The sequence below is a fragment of the Eudoraea chungangensis genome (genome assembly GCF_029360665.1).
In the GTDB taxonomy this organism is placed as follows: Bacteria; Bacteroidota; Bacteroidia; order Flavobacteriales; family Flavobacteriaceae; genus Eudoraea; species Eudoraea chungangensis.
In genome coordinates this window covers 181,626-207,732 of record NZ_JARDUB010000006.1, presented here as the reverse complement: position 1 = coordinate 207,732, position 26,107 = coordinate 181,626, and the positions used below count along the sequence as shown (strand labels likewise).

Below are 26,107 nucleotides of genomic sequence, written 5' to 3'. Positions count from 1 at the left end.
ACAAAACTATCCACCAAAGATTACTGCCTCCGGTATTTGGTATTGCTCCTCCCCTATTTGAATAAGATATAAATCACCCGACTTTGAACTATCAAGTTCACCGATATCCGCCTCACTCTTATCATAGCCAATGGCTTTTCCGTCCTCAAAAAAGATGCTTCGGCTTCTTCCATCTGGTTTTCTGATAGTAAGTATCCCAGTCCCATAGTTCTCTCGTTTTATTCCAAAATCACAATTATTAAACCCAGCCTTTTCCTTATCCATTTTACAGGGAAGAATCCCTGTAGCATTATATTCTGTGTTATCCACAAGGGCATCAAGATTTACCTCTTCAGATACAACTAATTCTAAGCGAAAATTAGCACGTTCTAATCTACGTGCCGCACTTCTCATAAGATACACTCGTATCGTATAATCACCACTTGCCTCTGCTATTCCTTCAAACATGTTCTCACCTATGGAACCATTGAAAATAGCCCTATTCCCTTCATTGGGCTCCATTATATTAAAATAGTTAGCCCTATTATCCGTTGCCATACTAATATTTAAGTATTGGCCTTTTTTTACATTAAGTAAATAATCAATAATCTTTTCACCAACTATTTTAGCTTCTATAGTTTGACTATTATTACCTCTTGCAAACTCTATTTCCCTATTTTCAATTTCCTGGGCGTGAAGTTTCATTCCAAAGAGAGAACAGAAAAGTAGGCCGCCCAAAATACAATTCATTAACAAGCTTGTAAAAGCAATAAATCTTCCAGTAAAATAATTAAGTACCATTAATAAGTTGAGAAGCAAATAGATTATTGGTTTTCTAAGTACTTCTAAAAGTAAAGAATTCTTATCAAAATATACTTCCAATGGCTTCATTTTTAATCTTTAATAACCGGTAAGAAAGCAAAATGAAATCTATCTAACGACCTCTGTATATATTTTATATCTTGGTTAAGACATAAGAAATTGTTTTAGAACATAAGAATTTCCTGCCAAGCTATTAAAATTATCTTTTATGAATTTAGATTTAGACTTTGTTCGTGCTCAGTTTCCGGCATTTACAGAACCCACGCTTAAAGGATGGGCATTTTTTGAAAACGCAGGTGGTTCTTACCCCTGTATTCAGTTTATTGATAAACTGACAGATTTTTATAGGAAGAATAAAGTACAAGTACATTATCCTTATCCGGCATCTACTCTGGCCGGAGAACTAATGGATAAATCGTACAAGCGCATGGCGTCTTACCTAAATGTAAAAGAATCAGAAATTCATTTTGGCCCTTCTACTACACAGAATGTTTACGTCTTGGCTCAAGCCATGCGACCCATGTGGAAAGATGGGGATGAAATAATTGTATCCTGCCAGGATCATGAAGCCAATGCAGGAGCCTGGAGAAAACTTGGAGACTCCGGTATTAAAGTTTTGGAATGGCATGTAAGCAGTGAAACTGGTCTGTTAAATACAGAAGACTTAAATGAACTCTTGTCCTCAAAAACAAAGATGATTGCCTATCCACATTGCTCCAATGTTATTGGTTATATCAATCCTGTTCAAGAAATAACAAAACTTGCAAAGAAACACGGGGCTATCTCTGTTGTAGATGGTGTAGGTTTAGCCCCTCATGGTTTTCCAGATCTAAAGGCATTAGGTGCCGATATTTATCTATTTTCTCTTTACAAGACATTTGGACCTCATCTGGGGCTCATGTATGTAAAAAAGGAAATAATTGTACAGATGGAAAATCAATCGCACTTTTTTAAAGAAGGTATTTGGAAAAATATGATAACACCTGCAGGACCGGACCATGCCCAAATAGCCTCTGCTAGTGGTATATTGGATTATTTTGACATGATTTATGATCATCATTTCCAGGAAGAAGTTAGTTGTGGAGAAAAAAACAAGGCCATAAATCAACTGTTTATAAAACATGAAAAAGAGCTTTTAGATCGTTTGTTGGCATTTTTGCGAACAAGGAAGGATCTTCGCATAATAGGGACAACTACCTCTGAAAACAGAGCCCCGATTATTTCAATATTACCTTTAAATAAGAATCTGGATGAAGTTTATAAAAAACTAACTACTCATCACTTGATGTTAGGCAAGGGTACATTTTATGCCGTACGTCCATTTATAGATATGAATATCCCTTTAGATCCAGGGGTTATACGTATTTCGTTTCTTCATTACACAAGCATGGAGGAAATAGAACAATTAATAAGGGGGCTAGAGAAGGCCCTTAATTAAGCCTTGTTTTCATTGAAAACCTACATTTAGAATGACTTTCTTTTTTTTGCCTGCTCAAGGGTGTTAGGCCTTGTGAAGTTCCCATTATGGCAGAAAAACAAAAATCTGAATCGATACTTGGTAAAACAAGGCATACAAAAGCTAGCTCTACCTAAAAATTGGTATACGCACAAGCCGAATTTATACTATCGGTTTTTCCTTTTGGAATCCTATTTAGTTTATATAATAAAACCGTAAATTTCAATTTCATTAAAAACTAACAATTATGCGATTAAAAAATGCTAACTACTTAAAGGCATTAATATTTACCCTTCTTCTATCGGCCTGTTCCGGACCTAAAAACCCTTCGGCTACACTTCTTATTTATGGAGGCCCTATTTACACCATGGATTCTGTACAGACTTTGGTAGAGGCGGTTGCGGTTAAGGACAATAAAATTCTCTTTAGTGGGAGTTTGGTAAACGCCAAAAAGTTTAAGGATGATAATACAAAATTGATCGACTTAAAGGGAAAGACTATGACTCCGGGACTTATTGAAGGTCATGGTCATTTTATGGGATTAGGCTATAATGAACTGAATATTGATCTTATAAACACTACCAGCTATCAGGAAGTAATTGACGCTGTGGCTGCTGCTGTAGAAAAGGCGGCACCGGGAGAATGGATTACTGGCAGAGGTTGGCATCAAAGCAAATGGACTGAGATGCCGGAGGATACAGTAAACGGATTTCAAACCCATTACAGACTTAGCGAGGTATCTCCCGATAATCCGGTTTATCTTAGCCATGCCAGTGGCCATGCCGGTTTTGCCAATGCAGCAGCCATGGATTTGGCAGGCCTGCAAGTATTGTCTAAGGAAGGTCTAAACCCGTATGATGTTGAAGGGGGTGAGGTAATGCGCGATGGCTTAGGAAGACCCACGGGAATTTTTAACGAACGCGCACAAAACATTATAACCCAGTATATTCCGGAGACCACACCAGAAAAGGATGCCAAGGCTTTTGAACTGGCTATAGATGCTTGTCATAGAAATGGAATTACGGGTTTTCATGATGCCGGTATAGGGAGAGAAACCATTGCCTTGTACGAAAAAATGAAGTCTGAAGGTAAAATGAAAACAAGACTTTATGCCATGTTAACAGGATGGGATAAGGATTTGTTACAAGAATGGTATCAAAAAGGGCCTCATGTAGACCAGGACCATTTATTCACCATACGTTCGGTAAAGTTAAATTGTGACGGGGCCTTAGGTTCCCGAGGCGCATGGCTATTAGAATCTTATTCGGACAGACCAGGGCATTTTGGTCATGAGACCTTACCTATGGAATTTGTAAAAGAAACTGCCCTAAACGGATTAGAGTATGGCTTTCAAGTTTGTTCACACGCTATTGGGGATAGGGCAAATAGAGAAATATTAGACCGATATGAAAGTGCTTTAATAGAATCTCCGGAATATCCGGAAAACCATAGATTTCGTATAGAACATGCGCAACATTTACATCCAGATGATATTCCACGTTTTGCCGAACTAGGCGTAATTCCGGCCATGCAGGCAGTACATATGTCATCAGACAGGCCATGGGCAATAGATAGATTAGGGGAGCAGCGAATTAAAGAGGGTGCTTATATGTGGCAAGCCTTATTACAAAGCGGTGTTCCTATTGTAAATGGTACGGATGTGCCTGTAGAGCCTTTAAATCCAATAGCAAGTTTATATGCAAGTATCAGTAGAAAAACTTTAAAAGGAACTCCCGAAGGTGGTTATGAGCCAGAGCAAAAAATGACCAGAGAACAGGCTTTGCGTTCATATACACTAGATGCTGCTTATGGCGCATTTGAAGAAGACATAAAGGGTTCGATTGTGGAAGGTAAATTAGCCGACTTTACTATTTATAGCCAGGATATCATGACGGTACCAGAAGATGATTTTATGAAGACGGAAATTGAAATGACTATTTTTGATGGAAAAGTGGTTTATGATAAAGCAATAGAATGAAAAGAATTGAAAATTATACGGCAGAAAGTTTAGAAAATCTTTGCGAATAGGATCATTCTACGCCTTCTGGGTCATTTCAATTAGGTAAAGAAAGATTAATAGACATCATAGAAACCTCTAAAAACCAACAAATTTCTCTTAGCGATTGGAAAAATTCAGCCGATCTCTAAGTAGTTTCTGATTAACTCAAGAATTCATTATTAAATAGTATCTTAGTTCCTCTCTGTGGCTTAATTATTTATAGTGTCTAATACCGGATCCGAAATGAAAGTTAGTCTTATCCTTTTTACAGTTCTACTCTTAAGTTCAGCTTGTAATGAAAAAAAAGAACCGAGTTCTTTTAATCAGGAAAACTGGTCTAAGCGCACTGCTAATCTCGGTGCAAAAGACTCTCTTATAACTGGTAAGACCTATCTGTCTATTTATTCTCAGATTAGAAGTTTTTCAGAAGAGAAGACTTATAATTTAACCGCCATGGTAAGTATGAGAAATACAAGTGATTCGGATACTATTTATATTGAGAGAGCGGAGTATTATGACACACAAGGAAATTCTTTACGTAAATATTTTGACAAGGCCATTTTTTTAGCACCTTTAGAAACCGCCGAAATAATTATTGATGAAACCGATATTTCAGGAGGAACAGGTTCGAACTTTATATTTGAATGGAAGATCCCAAAAAGTATTCCAGAACCATTATTTGAAGGAGTTATGAATTCAACTATGGGACAGCAAGGGCTAATTTTCACTACACAAGGGGTTCGCATTAAATAATATGGCAGAATTACTAACCACCATATTTTTCATTTTTGCGGTAATAGATCCTATAGGAAGTATTCCTGTTTACTTGGAAGCTACTAAGGAATTTGATACCGTCCACAAGAAAAAGGTTGCAATTAGGGCCTCTGCAGTTGCGTTCCTTATTCTCTTGTTTTTTATTGTTATCGGTCAACTAATATTAGACGGTATGTCTGTATCGTTGGATGCTTTTCAAATTTCTGGGGGTGTTATACTCTTTCTTTTTGCCCTAACCATGATTTTTGGAGATGGTAAACCGGAACTAGAAAAAAAACGCATTACCGACTATAAACATGTAACGATATTTCCAATCGCCATACCATCTATTGCTTCTCCCGGAGCTATAATGGCGGTAGTATTGATGACAGATAACCAGTTGTATACTTTCCAACAACAAACCATCACCACGCTATTGGTTCTGCTTATTATCGGCATTACCTGTTTAATTTTACTGACCGCCAATCACTTACATAAGAGAATAGGAAATTATGGTATTACTGTTATTAGTAAAATTATGGGACTTATACTGGCGTCCTATGCCGTACAAAGCATTTTAAGTGGAATTAGCCATTATTTCGGAACTATCTAGTTCTGTTTTGCCTTTTTTCGCGAAGGTTTAAACGTAACTAAGAAACTCAAATGAAAGAAGAAAATAAATTTTATTTAACATGAATCGAAGATCTATCTTAAGTATTATCGGAATTAGTCCACTAGCGCTTATTTCTTCTAAAATCCCTGCCAATAGGGCGCTCACGGATATTCTTATTAAAAGGTGGGTGAAATCAAAGGAATATACTTTAGCTGTTTTTGATACAATGCCTGCAGCTACTATAGAATATAGCCCGTCACAGGATCAACTAACTTTTGTCCAGCATTTTTTACATCTTGGATTAATAAATAATTTCTACTTTGGAATATTAGTCGATACTAAAACCTATCCAGATTTCAGCCGTCTTATAGAGGCCGATTTTTTAATCCCACGCCCGGACCCAATAAATGTTTTTCAACCAGACTTCTTGGAGAAGCGAGAACCGGAAATTAACAAAGGCCTAGTCCTAAAATACCTAAACGATACTTTCAACTATGTAATTTCTTGTTTAGAGCAAGTAAATGATTCTAGTTTAGCAGAGGGACTAAGCAAGGAAAAGCCCGAATTTTTATCTGGGCATACGAACTTAGATCTGATATTGCGAGGCGAAAGTCATACAGCACACCACAGGGCGCAGGCAGTTGTTTATTTAAGAAGCAAAGGAATAAGACCCCCTAAATATACCCCCTATAATAAATTTTAAGTCTAACCAACTTTGTATGGAATAATAAAAATATTTTATCAGAATCTCTGGGCTGGGCAGGTAGGCTTTAGTTCGTTTTATTTAAAATGGTTAATAGTCTAAAATCTGAATATCAACTATTTAAAATTTTATAATTAAGCTATAGTCTATAGGATTAAATTGCAGGTAGTTGTATCTTAAAGGAAAAATTAAAGATGAGACAAGATTTATTAAAATATTTATGGAAGAAACTACACTAGTAAAACAAGGAGAAGGAGAAAATTACGATTATTCCCAAGACCACTGTTATGTTAAACTCTCATCTGAACAAACCAATGGAGAATTATGTCTGATTGAAGATACTTTAAAGCCAGGCTTCCATTTGGCAAGACATCATCATAAAATTATGACCGAGGTCTTCTATATGTTGGCTGGGGAATTGGAACTTATATTCGACAATAAAACTATCATTCTCAAAGAAGGAGATACTATCACCGTTCCTCCCAACGTGTGGCATGAGGCCATATGTAAAGAGGGTGGTAAAATGCTTACTATATTTAAAAATGGACAGTTTGATGTATTTCTAAAACAACTGTCGTTAATGAGTTCGAAGGATTTTTCCAATGCGGAACTAATGAAGGCTACTTCAGAAAAATTTGATATTTACGAGGAGGAGAAGTCTTCATAAAAAAAAGTAAATTGTTCTAGTAATTTCACTAACTATACAATCTTGTAATTTAAGAAAGGTTTTTGCACTAACTATTCAGCTTTTAGAAGTCTCTTTTTTCTCTTCCATATGTAATTATTACATTAGGGCCTTGCTTAGTAAAATCAAGCACAATCAAAAAACATATAAATCAATCACATGAACACAAAGTATTTATTTCTTAGCGCCCTTCTGTTGGGGCTATTACTGCAAACAAGTTGTAAAAACGAATCAGACACTACCTCCACAAAAAAAGTACTCACCTCAGGTATTCTTAAGGAAAACATGGACACCCTGGTAAATCCCGGGGATAATTTTATGGCCTATGTGAACGGCAGCTGGATAAAGAATACCGAAATCCCGTCCGACAAGTCGGCCTATGGGATCCCATATATGATCAATGAAGAATCACAGGAAAATGTAAGGACTATTATAGAAGAATCGGCATCTGGTAAATTTAGTGAAGGATCTGATCAACAAAAAGTTGGCGACCTATATAAGTCTTATATGGACATGGAGACTAGAAATAAGCTTGGTCTTTCACCAATACAGTCAGAATTTGATAAGGTAGATGCCATTAAAGATTATAACGACTTGGCCGTATATTTTGCCTATGCCAATAAATACGGTATCAATGTGCCTTGGACCCTTGGCGTGGATCAGGATTTGCTAGATCCGACCATCCACTCGGTGCAAACCTATCAGTCTGGTTTGGGTTTACCGGATAGGGATTATTATCTAAAGGATGATGAGCGATCAAAAGAAATCCGTAAAGCATATCTGAGCCATATTACAAAAATGTTCGATTTAGCAGCTCTAACCGACACAAAAAATGCGGCTAAGACAGTTCTGGCGGTGGAAACCAGATTAGCAGAAAAACATATGGAGAAAGAAAAGGCCAGGCAATGGGATAAGTTATTTAAGAGATACCCTATCGATACCCTGTCTATAATTACCCCAAACTTTAACTGGACGGCCTATCTTAAAGAAGCAGGGGTAGAAAATCAAAACGAGATTGCAATACTGATGCTCGATTATACGATAGCCTTGGATAGAATTATCCAATCTACAGATCTGCAATCCTGGAAGACATACTTAAAATGGGCATTCATAGATGCCAATGCTTCACGCTTAAATGAAGCCATGGATAAACAGAATTTTGAATTCTATAGCAAAGAATTAAGAGGGATTCCTGAGCAAAGCCCACAGTGGAGACGAGGTGTTTCCGTTGTCAACGGCACTTTGGGGGAAGTTGTAGGGAAGGTATATGTGGAAAAACACTTTCCTCCAGAAGCCAAGAAACGAATGCAGACTTTGGTTGAAAACTTGTTAAAAGCTTATGAAATTAGTATAACAGAACTCGATTGGATGAGCCCCGCTACTAAATCGGAAGCCCTAAATAAGCTAAGTAAGTTTACTACTAAAATAGGTTATCCGGATAAGTGGAAGACCTATGATTTTAAAATTAATGCGCAGGATCTTTATGGAAACCTAAAACGATCAAAACTCTTTCAATACAACAAGGACCTGGCAAAATTAAATCAGTCGGTAGACAAGTCCGAATGGGCTTTAACACCCCAAACGGTTAATGCTTATTACAATCCTACATTAAATGAAATTGTTTTTCCTGCGGCAATTTTACAGAGCCCTATTTTTAACATGGAAGCAGATGACGCTATTAACTATGGTGCCATAGGCCATATTATTGGTCATGAAATAGGACATGGATTTGATGATTCGGGAAGTGACTTTGACGGAGATGGTGCCTTACGCAATTGGTGGACCGACGAGGACAAGGAAGAATTTGAAAAACGCACAGCAGAATTAGTTACCCAATATAATACTTATGAAGTGTTACCAGATTTATTCGTAAATGGAGAATTTACTTTAGGTGAAAATATTGGAGATCTAGGAGGTTTAAATATTGCCCTAAAAGCCTATAAGCTGTCATTAGATGGTACAACTGGGCCCGTAATAGATGGTTTTACGGCAGAACAGCGTTTGTTTATTGGCTATGCCCAGCCCTATTGTGGCAAAGTCAGAGATGAGGCGATGAGGGTAAGAATGAATTCCGATCCACACGCTCCGGGAACTTTCAGAGTGAATGGGGTAGTTCGGAATATTCCAGAATTTTATAGTGCTTTCCATGTAAACGAAGGCGATTCGCTTTATTTATCTCCGGAGGAGCGCGTGGAAATCTGGTAAATTGCTTTCTTAAGTCTAGGGCTTCTAAATTTTTAAGATTCTCCCTACGCTTCTTTTTAATTAAAGATTGAAGTTACTATATGAGTTATTTTGTGGTCCTTCTACCAGGAGAATAATTGTTATGGTTGTAATAATTTAATAGAAATAGGGTTAGTAATAGTTTGGAAAATAAAACCCTTCCTTCGGACATTTTTACTTAAGGTTCGTCCTGATTCACTCTATAAACTATTGATTTACAGATATCTTTTCATTGCTATGTAATTGAAATTATATTCTCAGGGATAGGAATAGTTCTAAGTTACTCTCCCAATGTGTATCGGACTATTAATTTTAAAACAACCATAGCATGAAAAAAGCAACTACACTCATTGTCTTATGCCTATTGAGCTTTCAATACATAAAGGCACAAACCATTTCCACACACCAGTATAGGAAGGTAGCCCCTGAAAATATGGAGGAATACCTAAAAAGGGAATCTACTTATTGGGCCAAATGGGCCGAAAAAGAGGTAACCAAAGGGAATCTTACTTTTTGGGCCATTTTACAAAAAATTGGTGGTGTAAACCAAGATACAAGCCCAAATATTCTAATAATTAATACGTTCAAGGATTTAGATAAAGGAGCCGATTGGGCAAGTGTAGACGAGATGTTTCCCGATGTTGAAATGAAAGATATACAGACTTGGGATATCAGCACGGATATGCATCATATTTTTTTGAATAACCTTCCGAACCATATACGAGCAGCAAATACTACGGATGCGGATTACAAATATGTGCGCATCATTTATCATGATGTAAAGAATTTAGGGCAGCATCTTACTTTTGAATCTGAAAAATGGAAGCCAATGGTAGAAAAAGCCATGAAGGAAGGTAAGACTAATATGAAAGGTTGGGGCAACCAAGCCATCATATCTCCAATGACTTCCTCCTTTACTTATGGAAGTTTTTCCTATGATATTTTTAGCACCATGCAAGAGGCCTTATCTCCCGCCTTTAGCGAGGACATGGAGGTTCCAGATGAATTTTGGTCTGGTTTTCAGGATAATTATAACAAACGTAATTCTAACCTTTATCGTGTTGTAGCATCCGCTACTGCTCCCGCAGAGTAATTTTAAGATAGATTTTTATATTAGAAAATAGCCCGGAATATAATATTCCGGGCTATTTTCGTAATGTTTGTATATTATATTATCCGCCTTATGAAAAAAACATGGAGACCTTATATCCTTATTCTTCTAATTTTTGTCTTTGGTTGCGACAAGGAAGATTTCAAGGAGGTCGCCATAGCGGATTGTGTTAATACGCTTGAATTAAATCCCGTTTGCGGATGTAACGGCATAACCTATGACAACCCATCTGTTGCCGCCTGCAATAGTATTACAGAATTCACCATAGGGACCTGTGATTAGAATCCTGCTTAGGAATAGTATATGAACTTAAGCCAGCCTCAATCAGATTTCAGTTTATCTCAAGAGAAACTCTTGAGAATATTACTAGAGTCTTAGGATGCCTGAAAATAGCGTAGTAAGCTCTGACTTATTATTACATGCCTATTACCTTCATTGCCTTAGAAAGCAATTCAGGGTTCTTAGATATAAAGTCTATCGCAGCCGTAGTTAAATCCTTATCCCCTAAAATAGATTGCATAATACCACTATTAGAACCTTTGTTCTTTGAAAGAATTCCGGCAAGAGACTGCGCGGTCTCTGGATTAGACTTAAGAAAGTCTATCGTTTCTTTTTGCAGACCTTCATCCTTCATTAGAGCCTCTTTTATTTGAGCATCCGTGTTAGGATTTTCCTTTGCCAGTGCTTCTACTCCACTTTTCTGTAAGTCGCTACTCTTAACACTTGGCACTGTTTGCGCAGATAAAGAGACTGTCAACATCAAAAGTCCAACAGTAAAAAATACTTTTTTCATAATTTTTTTCTTTTTAATTAAGTTCAGAAAGATAATCAAATTAAGGCTTGTTTCTCTTATTCAAAAAGTTATTATTTGGAAGGTTAAAAAAATAGTACCTGCTTCCTCCTAAATGTGGTCTAAATTTTTATAGGCGAAAAAGTAAGATCCATTTTATTTTGTACCTTCTATAAAATTTGAAATAAAATGAATTATTATTTTAAAACTACCTTAAGCAATACTTCTTTTGAAAAGGCCATCGACAAAACGATTAATGCGCTTAAAAAAGAGGGTTTTGGAGTATTAACCGAAATTGACCTAAAAGATACCTTTAAGAAAAAATTAGATGTTGATTTTTATAATTATAAGATATTGGGTGCTTGTAACCCATCGTTTGCCTACAAAGCGCTGCAGGTAGAAGACAAAGTTGGCACTATGCTCCCGTGTAATGTTATTGTTCAAGAAAAGGAATCTGGCAGTGTTGAAGTTTCGGCGGTAGACCCATTAGCTTCTATGGTTTCAGTTGATAATGAGCTTTTAGGAAATATTGCTATAGAAGTACAAGAAAAATTAAGAAGAGTAGTAGAAAGTATTTGAGAAAGACCTGCTACTTCCCCCTGAAAACACTGGTCTTACATTACAGTATTTGTACAAACTATCTTCATAAAAACAGATGCCCTATTGATTAAAAATAGATTTAGTACAACACTTTGTATTATATAAAAGATTCCTTCTGGATCTATACGTCACTCATTTATGTCTTTGTGTCCATAGACAATAAGTGCTTATACCCTAAAATTGTCTAGGCACTGCTATACCTCGCTTTACTAATTTGTTTGAAATATTTTGTTAAAAGACACGTTCTAGTACAATAACCTTATTAAAAACCAGATAGTTATGATAAAAAAAATGACCTTAGGATTGGCCTTCTTTGCCTTGATGGCTTTAAGTATTAGCAGCTGTTCCAGTGATGATGACGGTGGTGATTCAGACTGTAGTAGTTGCTCCTTAGCAGGCGAAACTATTGAAATATGTGATAATGGAAACGGTACCTATACTGTTACGGCAGGTGGGGAAACTGAAACCATAACTGCAGAAGATCTTGAAGGAGTTTCTCCTGAAGACTATATTGACTTGATATGTACTTTAGGCGATTTAGTTCCTTAAAAATATACTTCTTAATATAACAAAAAGCCCAATCTAAAACAGATTGGGCTTTTTGTTTACACAAGAATAGTAGATAACGCCTAAAAATAACAGTATCGTAAAGCTATTAATACCTTGTATACCCTTGGCTAATTGGCGTAATTGTCCTGGTTTTCGGTAAAAGCGTTGATAAATCTTATGGTATCGGTTACTTGCTGTTTAAGACTAATATTGTTATAATAATTTGATAGTTAATTGATCAAACTATCATTTGTAATATTGTTAAATATCCTGTATTAGTTGCAATATCAAATGATTTCTACCAAGTATTACAAGGGTTAACAGATAATATCGCAATATGCGACCTTTCTTTATCTAATGCCAGTCTCCGATCACTTTTTGAAATCTGATAGCTTTGAGATTTGCCTTGGTCTATTCTGTTTATTCCCAAACCGAAGTTATTAACCATTCGACAGCATCTTTTACGTAGGGTTGAAAATCACAGGCACAACAATGACCTAATCCTTCGGCCATAACAAATTCTATTTCACTGCCTACACCTCTGGATAGTTCTACAATTGATTCAGTATCAGTAAAAGGAAAAAGTTCATCGAATTCTCCGTGAATAACGTACACAGGAACATCGGTTTTTTTTATTCCATTCTCATTAACTATAAGACCATAGACCTGTGCGATAGCAATAGCCGATGAAAACAATTCTGGATGTGTATCGGCAAAGAACCAGCTGCCGAAACCGCCGTCGCTAATTCCAAAAGCCACCACTCTTTTTGGATCGACGTTCAAATGTTCTATAGCGAACTTTACTAAATTTACAACTTGTAACTCATTGAACCCGTTAAACCACAAGTATCCTTGTGAGTTTGGGCTTAAAATGTATGCTTTTAAATTATTTTCTTCCAAAGAAGGGCCAAGCACACAATCTTCCCTTTTGTGGTTATTGATGTCTAGTCTGAGTGCGCTGCCGTGCATGTTTATAATAAGAGGTACTAATTCACCATCAGCTATTTCTGGGACGGTTAATCGAAATGCCCATTTTTCTTTAAAAAGGACACTTAATTCAAAATCGTTGTCCCCAATTTCAAAAGGAAGCTCTGAAAAATCCTTATTTGCCTGTTCAATATCCAATTGCGGAATATTCTCAATTATTGTCGACTCCGGTCCTGTTTCCAAAAAACTATCACTACAACCTACTAAGCTTATGAGTAATACTAAAAACCAAAAAGTACTTTTTATTTTATAATTCATACCAGTTTAATATTGAATATCAGTTCTTTAATATAAGCAAATTCTAACTCAATTTGTCAACTACAGCCTTAATTTAAAAAGACCAAGGTATTGTGGTCTCTCGAAATAAGAAGATTACTTTTGTGCTATTAGCCGACCTGTTTGATGTAATGAAATCCCCAGTCGCGCTAACCTCAAGCTAGTGTCTCGTCCCAACTACCCTTCTCAATTAAGGGATCAATATTGAGAAGATTAACTTAAATGATAACCACCAATTGAGGTAACATCTGTAAATCTATCTAATGTGAAAGTCCTAAATACAACTATTATTAGACTGATATTAAACCTCTTAACTATGAAGAGCTTCAAACAGATCATTATTATAAAGAGTTGGTTAAACAGAATTTATTACAAAAGTTAGAGCTCCTTTACTGGCGGTAGGATATAGAAAAAGGTTGTAAAACTGTAATACATATGATAAACCGAGAACTAGATCCTAAAATTCAATGATCAACCACTTTATTAAATCAGATGGTTAACGCTACCCCATCCAGCCTGCCCGATCCAGACTTCTATATTGAATAGCTTCCGCTAAATGTGATGCCTCTATATTTCTCTTCTCCTCCAAATCTGCTATAGTCCTCGAAACTTTTAAAATACGATCATATGCCCTGGCGGAAAGGCCAAGCCGTTCCATGGCATTCTTTAATAACTTCGCCGATGGAAGGTCTAAAACGCAATACTCTCTTATTTGACGGCTATTCATTTGTGCATTGTAATGCACTTGTTTGGCTTCCGCAAATCTGCGGGTTTGCTGTTGCCTGGCATTGGTGACCCTTTTGCGAATTTCTAGGCTAGTCTCCCCTTTTCTTTTGGCAGACAATTTATCAAAGGGAACAGGGCTTACCTCCATATGTAAATCAATCCGGTCTAGCAACGGGCCGGAAATTTTTCCCATATAGCGTTGCATTTCCGCTAGAGAGGTACTATTCACAGAACTATCGTTAAAAAAACCACTTGGACTTGGATTCATACTGGCCACCAACATAAAACTACTGGGGTAGGTAACCGTAAAGCGAGCTCTGGAGATGGTTACTTCTCTATCCTCCAACGGCTGTCGCATTACCTCAAGAACACTCCTTTTAAATTCTGGTAGTTCATCGAGAAAAAGTACACCATTATGGGAAAGTGAAATTTCCCCTGGCTGTGGATAACTACCACCGCCAACTAAAGCTACATCAGAAATAGTATGATGTGGACTTCTAAATGGGCGTTGACAGATTATGCCGGTATTCTTAATCTTTCCCATCACACTATGAATTTTTGTGGTTTCTAAAGCCTCTTCTATGTTCATCGGAGGTAAAATAGACGGAAGTCGCTTAGCCAACATAGTTTTGCCAGATCCGGGAGGCCCTATTAATATAATATTATGTCCTCCCGCCGCAGCTATTTCCATACATCGTTTTACCCCTTCCTGCCCTTTTACATCAGAAAAGTCGTACTCCCAAGAGTCGATCTGTCCACTAAACTGGGTCTTTAAATCCAGCCTCATTGGTTCCAAAGTAGTACCTTGATCAAAATACTCCGTTACTTCCTTTATATGCTTAATCCCAAAAACCTCTATGCCCTTTACTATCGCCGCCTCTTCTGCATTTTTCATGGGAAGAATAAAACCTTTAAATCCTTCTTCTTTTGCCTGTAACGCAATAGACAAAGCGCCGCGAATTGGTTGCAAGCTTCCATCTAAAGACAGTTCTCCCATAATCACGAAGTTTTCTAAATTATTGGCCTTTATTTGCCCTGAGGCAACCAAAATACCAATAGCCAGACTAAGATCATAGGCGGAACCTTCTTTCCTGAGATCGGCCGGCGCCATATTTATAGTGATTTTCTTTCCAGGGATTTTATACCCATTATTACTTAAGGCAGCAGCGATTCTATAACTACTCTCTTTAATTGCATTATCCGGCAAGCCAACAAGGTGGTAGCCAATTCCCTTGTCGACATTTACTTCCACAGCAACTGTAGAAGCGTCTACGCCATAGACCGCGCTGCCAAATACCTTGGTTAGCATAAGAAAAAGATATACTACTAATATAAGATTATTTTCTCTGTATATAGTATATTTTCTCTATATATTTGTAATTGGACTAATTCTATTAGTCTTGTAGTAAAAGAAGTTTGGTGGAACTATTTAATATTTCTTCTTTGTTTAAAAGCATCTTACGAAACTTATTATGGTGGTATAATACAGCCTGGTCTCGGTAGTGTCTACTGAAAGGATTACCAGATTGCCCAGTAGGTATTATACTTTTAGAATTTTCGATATCCGAAAAATCTACAACTATTCTCGTAGATGGTCCAGTTTTAACTTTATAGATATCCTCTTCCGTATAGTCGAAATACATATTATTAATAACCTCTCTAGCTCCTTCGATCTCATAAGGGCCTACATTAAAAAAGGAGCGTAAAGCCTGGATCTTGCCTATGGGATGAGGATGTTCTACAATGTGCATTCTATTCCAGGTCCATTTACTGTGGTCTTTCCCAAACTCTTGCTCTAAAAAATCTATAGCCTCTTTATAAGCCTTCCAAACGATTTCTTCTTTTGTTTCTGCAATATTTTTGGTTTCTACATCATCCCACCAAACGGAATTGTCTTTTTCAATTAGAGGGGCAATAAGTCTTTTGTGAAAATGGGTTGCAAGGAAGTCTTTAAATAAATCTTCTCCCAACTCATCCTTAAAAGCGAACTTTAAAATATTATATATCCAGCGATGATAAATTCCAGGTTCTACAGCGTCCAAGGGAAAATTTCCATCCCAAGTTTTAAGCTCTTCTATAAGAGTCCTCTCTGTCTTATTTAAATCTTTATTATAAATAATATCAATTAGTTGATTAGCTATACTTCGATTGACTGTTGAAGTATTATCTAACATCATGTCTTGCACTTCCTCTGCATCCCAAGTTTGTTTCTCCTCTAATAGTTCCACAATTCGTTTACCTCGGTTTTCCGGTAAATAGTATCCAGGATATAACATTCCGGCAATAGAATCTGGCTGATTATTGGCCGAATAAACATAACCCCAAGGCGGATTCACCGCAGCAGGGTTTTCCGAAAAATCTAAAAACCGAACAGGTTCTGCATTGGCACTAGCTCCCTTCCTGATAAACTTGGTATGGGTACTGTCGGGCAGTTGGTAGAGCTTAGCAGTGGCCCACCAAGCTATATTACCATCTTTATCTCCATACATGATATTTAATCCAGGTGCGTGTATTTTTCGTAGGGCCAGTTCCACTTCCTCTAAGCCTGAAGCATGGTGCAGCTTATAAAGCCCTTCTAACGCATCATTTTTTTCCAGTGTATAGATCCAAGACATGCTTACAGGAGAAGACACTTCTACTTTTGCTCCAAAGCTCGGCATTATAATGCCTCTTTCTGTTTTTTGGTAGGTGAAAGTGGCCGCAGCGGTATCCTTTATTTGAATTAGTTTGGTTGTTGTTTCCAAGGTCTTCCAACCATCTAAGGCTTTATACTGGCTAGGTTCTTCAGGATTAATTTCTTCATAAAAAAAGTCAACATCATCATTCTCAAACATGGTCAGCCCCAATGCCATTTGCCTGTTGTGCCCCATAAGAGGAAAAGGAATCCCTGCTATATAATAACCATATTTCTCATAGGATGGTGAACTAATATGCGCTTCATACCATACGGCTGGCTGCGAGAAACCCATATGCGGGTCATTGGCAAGAATTACCTTTCCATTTTTTGTCTTATCCTCGCTTAATACCCAGCTGTTACTTCCGATAAACTGAGGTACTGGGATATTATTAAAACCCTCCGGAAGAAAAGAACTAAGGTCTGCTCTTGGTTCCGGCAGGGTGTCTTTTCTAAAATTTTTAATCCATTCGTTGGCAGCAGAGGCATTAATTGCCAAATCTTCCAGGTATTCCACACCAAGAGTTTGGGCAATTTCGGTTAATAAAGGGTCTGTTTTATGAGCCATGGCAAAGCTAAAAGCCATATATCCCATGCTATTATAGACGTCTTCCACAGTAAAAGGAGTCTTCTCTAAACCCGTTAGGTAATACTCTATTGGTGTAGATCCCGATTGGATATAAGTATTTACGCCCTCCAGATAGTCTTGCGTCATCTCATAGAATTCTTTGCTTTGATCTAAAGCGACCAATGTTTTTTTAGTAGCTTCATCAATTCCTAGGGAAAGTAAAAACATATCTACCTCCAAGAGATCCTTCCCAAATACTTCAGACAAACGCCCTGCCCCAGCTCTTCGCAAAAGGTCCATTTGCCATAAACGTTCCTGTGCATGCAGGTATCCAAGAGATTTAATTGCATCTTTTTCAGTTTTGGAATAAATATGAGGTATTCCATAGGTATCAAAATAGACCTCTACTGGATTGTCTAAAATGGCCAATTCTTTTTGCCCAGAATAATCTGGTTTCATGGACTGCACAAAAAAATATCCCCCTATTATAATTAAACCAACCAGTAATAGGACTACAACAACTATTCTTTTTAATAATTTCAATGGTATATAATTTAATTAGGCATATTAATATACTGGTCAAGTGAACTCCTTAATGTAATGGAAGAAGATTGAAAGGAAGCAAGACCTTGGTTTAACCATGCCTCGTAGGTTTCTACATCTGTATTTTGTATTGCGTAATTTAGTACCTCAAAATCTGGTGAAATCATTACATAATAAGGTTGAGAAACGGCACCAAAGTTAATCGTCTGAAAAGTCCCCCATTTATCCCCTACCGTTTCCACTTTCTTTACCCTACCGGTATCGAATTTATAGCTAAATTGCTCCTCCTTAGCCAAGCTATTTCTATCGTCAATATAAAGGGAAATAAGGACTACTTCTTCATTTAGAATTTGAAATATTTCCGGATCGCTCCAAACATGTTCCTCCATCCTTCTGCAGTTAACACAGGCCCATCCGGTAAAGTCTAATAATATGGGTTTACCTTCCTGCTTAGCCTTCGCAATTCCAGAATCCAAGTCCTTATAACAAGGTAAACCTAATGGACAATCACTTGTTTGCTCTTTAATGGAATAGAAATCTGGTGGTGGAAAACCACTTAAAAGTTTAAGGTGACTGTAATTAAATAGTCCAAGAACTAAATACAAGGTAAACATTCCAGACACTATTCCTAAACCGAAACGTATTTTAGGCATTTTTACTTCCTTTCCCTCATGAGGAAAACGATATACCTTGAAAAGATAAAGAGTTAAGAACAAAAACAGTAGAATCCAAATACCAATAAATACTTCTCTTTTTAGAAAACCCCAATTCCCTACTAAATCTGCATTGGATAGAAACTTAAAGGCCAGGGCTAATTCTAAGAAGCCTAGGACTACCTTAACTGTGTTCATCCAACCGCCTGATTTTGGAAGTTTATTAAGTAAGGCCGGGAATAAAGCAAATAGGGCAAAAGGTAACGCCAGGGCGACGCCGAAACCGGTCATACCTGCCGATAAATTATAGGAAACATTTCCCTCAGCGAGGGCTGTTCCACCTAATAAACCGCCAAGGATTGGACCAGTACACGAAAAAGAAACTATAGCCAGGGTAAGGGCCATAAAAAAAATCCCTAAACCCCCGCCCACCTTTGAAGAAATGGTATCCATTTTGGTAGACCAGGAGCTGGGTAAGGTTAGTTCGTAAAACCCGAAAAAGGAAAAGGCAAAAAATACAAATAACAAAAAGAAGCCCAAATTGAGCCAAATATTGGTTGCAATAGTATTGAGTATTTGTGGATCTACCGAATCAAATACATGAAATGGTAAACTTAAAAGGAAGTAGATAAGAACTATAAAAAACCCATATAATAAAGCCTGCCAAACACCAGAACCACTATTTTCCGAATGTTTTGTAAAAAAGGATACGGTTAAAGGGATCATTGGAAATACACAGGGCGTAAGTATCGCTATTAAACCGCCCAAAAACCCTAAACCAAATATCACCCAAAGGTTAGATTTTTTGCTGCCGTTTAACTCCTCATTCAGATACAACTTATCCTTGTTTTTAAGATCTAGTTTTAAAGCCGCGCCAAGAGCCAAACTCCTTTCATCTATGGTTATGCTTTCGGTTACTGCCTTACCTCCGTCCAAGACGACTTTAAATAGATAATCCTTGGGAATACACACTTCTTTGCATACCTGATAAAACAATTCTACGTCTATCTGTCTTATAGAAGGATTTAGAAGTTTAATCCTTTGTGTAAAAACCGCCTTCTTTTTGAAAAAGGTCTCCTCTACCTCAAAAATATCACTATATTCTTTTATCGTTGTACTTTCTTCTGTCTTACCCAGCAGAAGAAAATCTTCTCCCGCTCCGTTAAATGTGAATTCACTGGGTAGCGAACCACCCGGGTCTGTGAATTGGGAATACACATGCCATCCCTCTTCAATTTGCCCTTCAAACTTTATTTCAATGACAGAGTCAGAGACTTTTTCTATAGCTTGCGACCAAACTACGGGTTCTTGTTCTACTTGTCCCCAGAGGGGAAAAGAAAGAAACAAACTCAAAACAAGAATATGGGGAAACCTCATATATTTAAACTAATTTTTACAATATTTTTTGTTTCTGGAGTCACTTTAAACCGATCATCGGCTCTTTTTCCAACTACCCAGATAATTTCATTCCCAGAAGTTAACAACCATTGATTTTCCTTTTCATGCAAACTATACTTCTGATCTTTAAAGAATTTAGAAATCTTTTTTTTACCACGCATACCAAAGGGATAAAAATAGTCTCCTTTTCGGTATTTCCTTACAACAACCTTCTCTTCTAACGTTTCTTTGTCTGCATATAATATATTTTTATCTACAGATTCTATTCTATCCACCAATTGAATGGTCAATGGAACGGGAAGACTAATCTCCTTTTCGCTTAATGGAATGCACCATTCATTATTCTCCATAGATGGAATAGGCTCTAAAAACAATGCCTTTCTATCCTTACTCAGGCGATAGGTTTTGGAATACACTGCCTTGCCACTAATGGCATCTATTAAGTCTACAATAGCTTCCCATTGCGTAAAACCGTAATCTTTCAATAGAAGATACAAATAGGCCTTGATAGGTTTATACTTCTTTAATTTTTTAATCGATATTTTGATTCGGTTTTGTTGTTTGTCCAATAATTTTTTAGTCAAGAACTTCTGATAATCCTTTAGTAATGCACTACTTTCTTCCAAATGACTTCTACTGGTCTCAAAATTTTGTAAAAAAGAGGGGTGAATAGATTTTATCACAGAAACCATTTCGTGTCGTACTTTATTACGGAGATACTTAACCTCTTGATTGGATTCGTCTTCTCTCCATTTTACATTTTCTTTTTCTGCAAAGGACAAAATGTCTTCTCTACTAAAGACCAACAATGGTCTGGCAACAAGATTATTTTTTTCAGGAATTCCCTTTAAACCCTCTAAGCCAGATCCTCTGCTCAAATTAATTAAAAAAGTCTCTAAATTGTCGTCTTTATGATGGGCTGTGACTATTTTGGCGAGTTGGTACTCCTTTAATAAAATGCAAAACCAGTGGTAGCGCAATTCCCTTGCCGCTAGTTGAATAGACAATTTTTGTTCGGAAGCATATGCTTCTGTGTCAAACTTTTTAACCAAGACCTTCCTCTTTGAGGTCTTTCCTAACTCTTGTACAAAAGCTTCGTCTAAATCGCTCTCCTCCCCCCTTAGTTGAAAATTGCAATGCGCAATTATGAAGTCTAATTTCAGTTTTGCCAGAAGATTCACTAGTACTACACTATCTAATCCCCCGCTGCACGCTACCAAAAATTTTTGATTTACCAGTTCAGGGAAACGATTTGTAAGATGCCTTTTAAGTGTAGTTTGCATTTTACAAAATTACATAAACTAAGCATAAAAGTCTTAATAGGTTCTTCTATATTAATCCCTATATACTACGTCTGTTTAATTCTCTAAAACCTCACGCATTGCCTTAGCCTTTAGCAAACACTCTTCATATTCCTTTTCGGCTTTGGAGCTAGCCGTAATAGCACTTCCTACAGTAAAAGAGCTATAGTGTTTAGATTGGTTGTAAAGTATGGACCGAATCACCACACTAAAATCAAAGTCTCCATTTGGTTTAAAATATCCAAGGGCTCCACTATACACGCCCCGTTTAGAAGCTTCTATCTTTTCAATGATCCGCATGGCTTCAATCTTAGGTGCACCAGTCATGCTACCCATGGGAAAGGTATCTTTTATCAAGGAAACTGATTTTTTGTCTTTTCCTACTGAAGAAGTTATGGTAGAGATCATTTGATGTACCTGTTTATAGGAATATACTTCACATAATTCTTCTACCCTGACACTACCTTTTTCTGCGCTTTTAGAAAGATCGTTCCGCACCAGATCAACAATCATAATATTCTCTGTAAGTTCCTTGGTATCTCTGGCTAAATGTCTCTTTATCTCTAAGTCCTTAGCTGAATCTTCAGATCTTTTAGCGGTTCCCTTAATGGGTTGCGATATCAACTGGCCTCCTTGTCTTTTTAAATATCGTTCCGGGGAGGCGGAAATTACATAGAAGTCATCAAAGTGAAGAAAGGATGAAAATGGCGCTTCAGATATGCTGTTCAGTTTTTCATAGGTCTTATATGGATCAATTTCTGTTTCTGGCACATAAAATTCTTGACAAAAATTAACCTCATAAATATCGCCTTTTTGGATATGTTCTTGAAGAATTAAAAAGCGTTTATGGTATTCCTCCTTAAAAATTTTCATTTTAATTTTGGGCGACGTGTTAGAAAGAACACCCTGCCCCGGATGCTTAAAATCCTCTGTAATTAGCCTTTTAAAATCTGTTTCAATAGCTCTTTTATCTTTAGTCAAATAATGAAACTCTACCTGATTTCCTTTAAGCAGTACTAGTTTTTGAGGTTGAAAAAAAAACAATTCCGGAAATAGAAGTGCGTCGACCTTAGAAGATTCGAGGTTTTCAATAGCATTCTTTAGGTCGTAGGAAAAGTAACCAAACAACCAGTCGCCTGTTTTCTCTTGGTATTGTTCAAGATTCTCGAAGGCGGTTTTTGTATCCGAACGAATCTCCGATTCCATGCCCGCTGCTAAAATAAAATCATAGAAAGAATACAAGGGTCTTTCTCCACTACTTTCTAACCATACTTTAGCTGGGAAATCTTTTGACCAAGCCTTCAGTTGATCTATAAAAAGAGGTGTGTTATTAATTTTAAAAACTTGTTTGGAACGCAAGTCACTTATAGTTTGGAGACAAAAGTATTAATCGCGGCTTCATAATTTTTACGCAATGCTGAGTCTTTAATTCCGGCTTCCGCATCGAATTGCTCATAAAAAGAGGGTAAAGAAAAGGTAGCGACTACCTCGCCACCAAATCTGCCTAACAATTTTTCAGTAACTTCCATAGAACTCTGCGCCCCTCGTTTACCTCCTGAAGTGGCCATTAACAAAATCTTCGGTTTTGCCAAAAAATTGCGGTCTACTCTAGAAAGCCAATCAATTAGATTTTTAAAATACGCCGAAGGATTTCCATTGTGTTCATTAACAGAAATTACCAGGCCATCCGACTTTTTTATATCATTACACAATTCAACCAGACTATTAGAAAACCCATTCTCTTTTTCGTAATCAGCACTGTACATAGGGAAGGGGAAAAGGGCCATATTTAGCACAGTGGTATTTTGATCGGATAGTTGGTTTGCGGTATAACTTATTAGTTTATAATTTATTGAAGTAGATGAATTACTTCCTGCAAAGGCTAGGATTGCTGCCATAGAAATTTAATTTTATACTGTAAAATTACCTTATTTTGAGAGGATATGCGAGCATTTTATCTAATTTTGCGGTCCATAAGATCCAAAATAATAAAAATAAGAGTATATACGTTAGACCATTATCTATGGAGAGTAAGACCATAAGACTTTTTTTTATTGATGCAATGAGGGCTTGGGCTATTCTAATGATGCTCCAGGGGCACTTTGTAGATGGTTTATTGGATAACGCTTTTAGGGATAGCGGAAGTGCGATATATAGTGTTTGGAAATATTTTAGGGGAATAACTGCACCAGTCTTTTTTACAGTATCAGGGTTTATATTCACTTATTTATTAATTAGAAATGCCCAGAGTGCTACTCCCAACCTAAGGATAAGAAAAGGTATTAAAAGAGGTCTGCAATTGGTTTTTATTGGATACCTTCTGCGCATTAACTTAAGTGGTCTTTTAAAAGGGCAAATATATGAGGCCACTTATTTAGTAGATGTATTACACATTATCGGCCTATCGATATTAGGCGTCATTACAGTTTATCTGTTAACCCAGCGTTTAAAGTACTTTGTGTTTCCCACTGTACTTCTAGGTATTAGTCTGACTCTGTTTTTAACAGAACCCATCTATGCTAATTATACTTTTGGATTTCTTCCAGATTTTCTTGCAAACTACTTTACCAGAGCAAACGGATCCGTCTTTACGATAATTCCATGGTTTGGTTATGCAAGTTTTGGAGCCTTTATGGCGGTCTTGTTCTATAAGTTTAGAGAGCTTAAGAATTTGTATCCTCTTGCCATTTCTTTAAGTCTAACAATTGGAGTGCTTTTACTTCTCTTTTCATCTCCTTTTTTCGCATGGATCTCCGAAACTAGAGGCATAGAACTTTTCAATAGGGTGGCTTTAAATAATTACCTTTTTATTCGGCTTGGGGATGTCTTAATCGTTTTTGCTGTGTTTATGATGACGCGCAACTTATGGCAACAAAACCTAATTCTTAAAATCGGACAAAATACACTTTCTATTTACGTAATACATTTTATTATACTATATGGCAGCTTTACTGGCTTAGGCCTATACCGGTTTTACAACCATGGTTTAGCACCTAATATTGTTATACCAGGCGCTATCCTATTTATGGCCCTATGCACCTTCTTAGCATTACTATACTCCAAATACCAAAAATACCTGCAGGGTGTTGCCCAACAAAGCTTTGTTGAAATCAAGTCTTTTACAGAAACCATTGGGATAAACTTACAAAGGCAACTTAGAATCTTACGCTACAAAGCACTTAAAAAGTAAGTCTTTTCAATAAATTGTTAGAATTAAAGCCGAATTCCAATTCCTAAATATGAAGGGCTCTATCTGCTGTTGCAGCAAGAGCAGCCTCCTTAACGGCTTCGGCATAGGTAGGATGTGCATGACTCATTCTTGCTATATCCTCTGCAGATGCTCTGAATTCCATAGCGGTTACCGCTTCGGTAATCAGGTCGGCACATCTAGCTCCTATCATATGAACACCAAGAATCTCGTCGGTTGTTTTGTCAGCCAAAATCTTAACGAACCCATCAGTATCCATACTTGCTCTGGACCTTCCTAAAGCTCTCATAGGAAATTGTCCAACTTTATAGGATACTCCGGCCTCTTTTAATTCCTCTTCTGTTTTTCCCACAGCGGCAACTTCTGGCCAGGTATAAACTACACCAGGAATTAAATTATAATCGATATGTGGTTTTTGACCGTCTATGATCTCAGCAACTAAGGTACCTTCTTCTTCGGCCTTGTGGGCCAGCATAGCACCTTTTACTACATCACCAATAGCATAAATAGAAGGGGTGCTGGTTTGTAAATGTTCATTAACCGCAATTCTTCCTCTATCGTCTAATTCTATTCCGGCGGCCTCAGTATTTAAACCTTCCGTATAAGGTCTTCGCCCGACGGATACTAAGCAATAATCTCCGGAAAGTGATACATCCTGGCCTTTTTTATCTTTTGCATTAACCGTAACTTCTTTTCCTTTACGTTCTACCGCTGTAACCTGATGAGAAAGTAAGAACTTTATCTTTTGTTTTTTTAGTACTTTCATTAACTCCTTAGACAAGGACGCGTCCATCCCAGGAATTATCCTATCCAAATATTCCACTACGGTAACATCGGCCCCCAATCGCTTATATACTTGTCCTAATTCTAAACCGATAACTCCTCCACCGATAATTATTAAATGTTTGGGAATTTCCGGAAGCTTTAAAGCTTCTGTTGATGTAATTATGCGGTCTTTGTCTATATTAATAAAAGGAAGCGTAGAAGGTTTAGAACCCGTAGCCACAATTACGTTAGTCGCTTCCAATATTTCTTCACTCCCATCCGTTTTATGTACTACTACATGGGTAGCGTCTTTAAAACTACCAAGACCTTCATAAACATCTATCTTATTTTTATCCATTAAAAACTGAATCCCTTTCGTAGTTTGGTCAACAACCGACTGTTTTCTAGCAATCATTTTCTCTAGATTGACTGCAATTTCTCCAGGAATTTCAATTCCATGTGTTTCAAAGTGTTTTACTGCGTCCTCATAATGATGACTAGAGTCTAAAAGAGCTTTAGAAGGAATACAGCCAACATTTAAACAGGTACCTCCCAAAGTTGCATACTTCTCTATAATTGCAGTTTTCTTCCCTAATTGTGCAGATCTAATTGCTGCTACATATCCTCCAGGGCCAGAACCTATTACTACTACATCATATTGCGCCATAAACAAAATTTTCGCGATTAAAATTTCTTTAAAATGATAAAAAATAAGATGACAAAAG

22 protein-coding genes are annotated in these 26,107 nt (G+C 37.1%); 12 read left to right on the top strand and 10 right to left on the bottom strand.

From position 1 onward, the window contains the following. Positions 1-6: 6 nt before the first annotated feature. A complete protein-coding gene (locus tag PXG98_RS13770) occupies positions 7-870 on the bottom strand; it encodes a hypothetical protein (protein WP_276391965.1) in 864 nt (287 codons plus the stop codon). 139 nt (positions 871-1,009) lie between these two features. Between PXG98_RS13770 and PXG98_RS13765 the strand changes: the two genes are divergently transcribed. The 9 genes from PXG98_RS13765 to PXG98_RS13725 all read left to right on the top strand — a co-directional run bounded on the left by PXG98_RS13765 (position 1,010) and on the right by PXG98_RS13725 (position 10,626). Next, a complete protein-coding gene (locus PXG98_RS13765) occupies positions 1,010-2,239 on the top strand; it encodes an aminotransferase class V-fold PLP-dependent enzyme (RefSeq protein ID WP_276391964.1) in 1,230 nt (409 codons plus the stop codon). 265 nt (positions 2,240-2,504) lie between these two features. Further along, a complete protein-coding gene (locus tag PXG98_RS13760) occupies positions 2,505-4,235 on the top strand; it encodes an amidohydrolase (RefSeq protein WP_276391962.1) in 1,731 nt (576 codons plus the stop codon). Between the two features lie 264 nt (positions 4,236-4,499). Beyond that, positions 4,500-5,009 (top strand): DUF3124 domain-containing protein, encoded by a 510-nt coding sequence (locus tag PXG98_RS13755; RefSeq protein WP_276391960.1) that lies wholly within the window; start codon positions 4,500-4,502, stop codon positions 5,007-5,009. A 1-nt stretch (position 5,010) separates the two neighbouring features. Next, a complete protein-coding gene (locus tag PXG98_RS13750) occupies positions 5,011-5,622 on the top strand; it encodes a MarC family protein (protein WP_276391959.1) in 612 nt (203 codons plus the stop codon). Between the two features lie 79 nt (positions 5,623-5,701). Next, the gene (locus PXG98_RS13745) at positions 5,702-6,325 is read left to right on the top strand and encodes a DinB family protein (RefSeq protein ID WP_276391956.1); all 624 of its coding nucleotides are present in this window, start codon (positions 5,702-5,704) and stop codon (positions 6,323-6,325) included. A 220-nt stretch (positions 6,326-6,545) separates the two neighbouring features. Continuing rightward, positions 6,546-6,992 (top strand): cupin domain-containing protein, encoded by a 447-nt coding sequence (locus PXG98_RS13740; RefSeq protein ID WP_276391953.1) that lies wholly within the window; start codon positions 6,546-6,548, stop codon positions 6,990-6,992. Between the two features lie 177 nt (positions 6,993-7,169). Next, the gene (locus tag PXG98_RS13735) at positions 7,170-9,215 is read left to right on the top strand and encodes a M13 family metallopeptidase (protein WP_276391951.1); all 2,046 of its coding nucleotides are present in this window, start codon (positions 7,170-7,172) and stop codon (positions 9,213-9,215) included. A 346-nt stretch (positions 9,216-9,561) separates the two neighbouring features. Beyond that, the gene (locus PXG98_RS13730; protein ID WP_276391950.1) at positions 9,562-10,326 is read left to right on the top strand and encodes a hypothetical protein; all 765 of its coding nucleotides are present in this window, start codon (positions 9,562-9,564) and stop codon (positions 10,324-10,326) included. Between the two features lie 90 nt (positions 10,327-10,416). Continuing rightward, positions 10,417-10,626, top strand: a complete 210-nt coding sequence (locus PXG98_RS13725; RefSeq protein ID WP_276391948.1) for a hypothetical protein — start codon at positions 10,417-10,419, stop codon at positions 10,624-10,626. A gap of 133 nt (positions 10,627-10,759) precedes the next feature. Here PXG98_RS13725 and PXG98_RS13720 read toward each other — a convergent pair whose 3' ends face one another. After that, positions 10,760-11,137: a hypothetical protein gene (locus tag PXG98_RS13720; protein ID WP_276391945.1), complete on the bottom strand. Its 378-nt coding sequence runs from the start codon at positions 11,135-11,137 to the stop codon at positions 10,760-10,762. Positions 11,138-11,323: 186 nt separating this feature from the next. Here PXG98_RS13720 and PXG98_RS13715 point away from each other — a divergent pair, with 186 nt between their 5' ends. Continuing rightward, entirely contained in the window at positions 11,324-11,713 is a 390-nt protein-coding gene (locus PXG98_RS13715) for a DUF302 domain-containing protein (RefSeq protein ID WP_276391943.1), read from the top strand. Between the two features lie 300 nt (positions 11,714-12,013). Next, positions 12,014-12,283, top strand: coding sequence for a hypothetical protein (locus tag PXG98_RS13710; protein WP_276391942.1), 270 nt, complete (start codon positions 12,014-12,016; stop codon positions 12,281-12,283). Between the two features lie 420 nt (positions 12,284-12,703). Here PXG98_RS13710 and PXG98_RS13705 read toward each other — a convergent pair whose 3' ends face one another. The 7 genes from PXG98_RS13705 to PXG98_RS13675 form a co-directional block, all read right to left on the bottom strand. Next, entirely contained in the window at positions 12,704-13,528 is an 825-nt protein-coding gene (locus tag PXG98_RS13705; protein WP_276391941.1) for a prolyl oligopeptidase family serine peptidase, read from the bottom strand. 520 nt (positions 13,529-14,048) lie between these two features. Beyond that, positions 14,049-15,581: a YifB family Mg chelatase-like AAA ATPase gene (locus PXG98_RS13700; RefSeq protein ID WP_276391940.1), complete on the bottom strand. Its 1,533-nt coding sequence runs from the start codon at positions 15,579-15,581 to the stop codon at positions 14,049-14,051. A gap of 85 nt (positions 15,582-15,666) precedes the next feature. After that, positions 15,667-18,057, bottom strand: coding sequence for a penicillin acylase family protein (locus PXG98_RS13695; RefSeq protein WP_276391937.1), 2,391 nt, complete (start codon positions 18,055-18,057; stop codon positions 15,667-15,669). 11 nt (positions 18,058-18,068) lie between these two features. Next, positions 18,069-20,087 carry a protein-disulfide reductase DsbD family protein gene (locus PXG98_RS13690; protein ID WP_276391936.1) on the bottom strand — a complete coding sequence of 673 codons (2,019 nt, stop codon included), beginning with the start codon at positions 20,085-20,087 and terminating at the stop codon, positions 18,069-18,071. Further along, positions 20,084-21,391: a tRNA lysidine(34) synthetase TilS gene (tilS, locus tag PXG98_RS13685; protein WP_276391934.1), complete on the bottom strand. Its 1,308-nt coding sequence runs from the start codon at positions 21,389-21,391 to the stop codon at positions 20,084-20,086. Before tilS ends, PXG98_RS13690 begins: the two co-directional genes overlap by 4 nt. Positions 21,392-21,466: 75 nt before the next feature. Then, the gene (locus PXG98_RS13680; RefSeq protein WP_276391933.1) at positions 21,467-22,768 is read right to left on the bottom strand and encodes an anthranilate synthase component I family protein; all 1,302 of its coding nucleotides are present in this window, start codon (positions 22,766-22,768) and stop codon (positions 21,467-21,469) included. Positions 22,769-22,773: 5 nt separating this feature from the next. Beyond that, positions 22,774-23,307 carry an NADPH-dependent FMN reductase gene (locus PXG98_RS13675; RefSeq protein WP_276391931.1) on the bottom strand — a complete coding sequence of 178 codons (534 nt, stop codon included), beginning with the start codon at positions 23,305-23,307 and terminating at the stop codon, positions 22,774-22,776. A gap of 125 nt (positions 23,308-23,432) precedes the next feature. On the opposite strand from PXG98_RS13675, the gene PXG98_RS13670 reads away from it, so the two are divergent. Continuing rightward, complete coding sequence (locus PXG98_RS13670; RefSeq protein ID WP_276391928.1) at positions 23,433-24,599, top strand: heparan-alpha-glucosaminide N-acetyltransferase domain-containing protein; 1,167 nt, start codon at positions 23,433-23,435, stop codon at positions 24,597-24,599. 43 nt (positions 24,600-24,642) lie between these two features. Here PXG98_RS13670 and lpdA read toward each other — a convergent pair whose 3' ends face one another. Further along, positions 24,643-26,049, bottom strand: coding sequence for a dihydrolipoyl dehydrogenase (gene lpdA / locus PXG98_RS13665; RefSeq protein WP_276391927.1), 1,407 nt, complete (start codon positions 26,047-26,049; stop codon positions 24,643-24,645). Positions 26,050-26,107 lie beyond the last annotated feature (58 nt).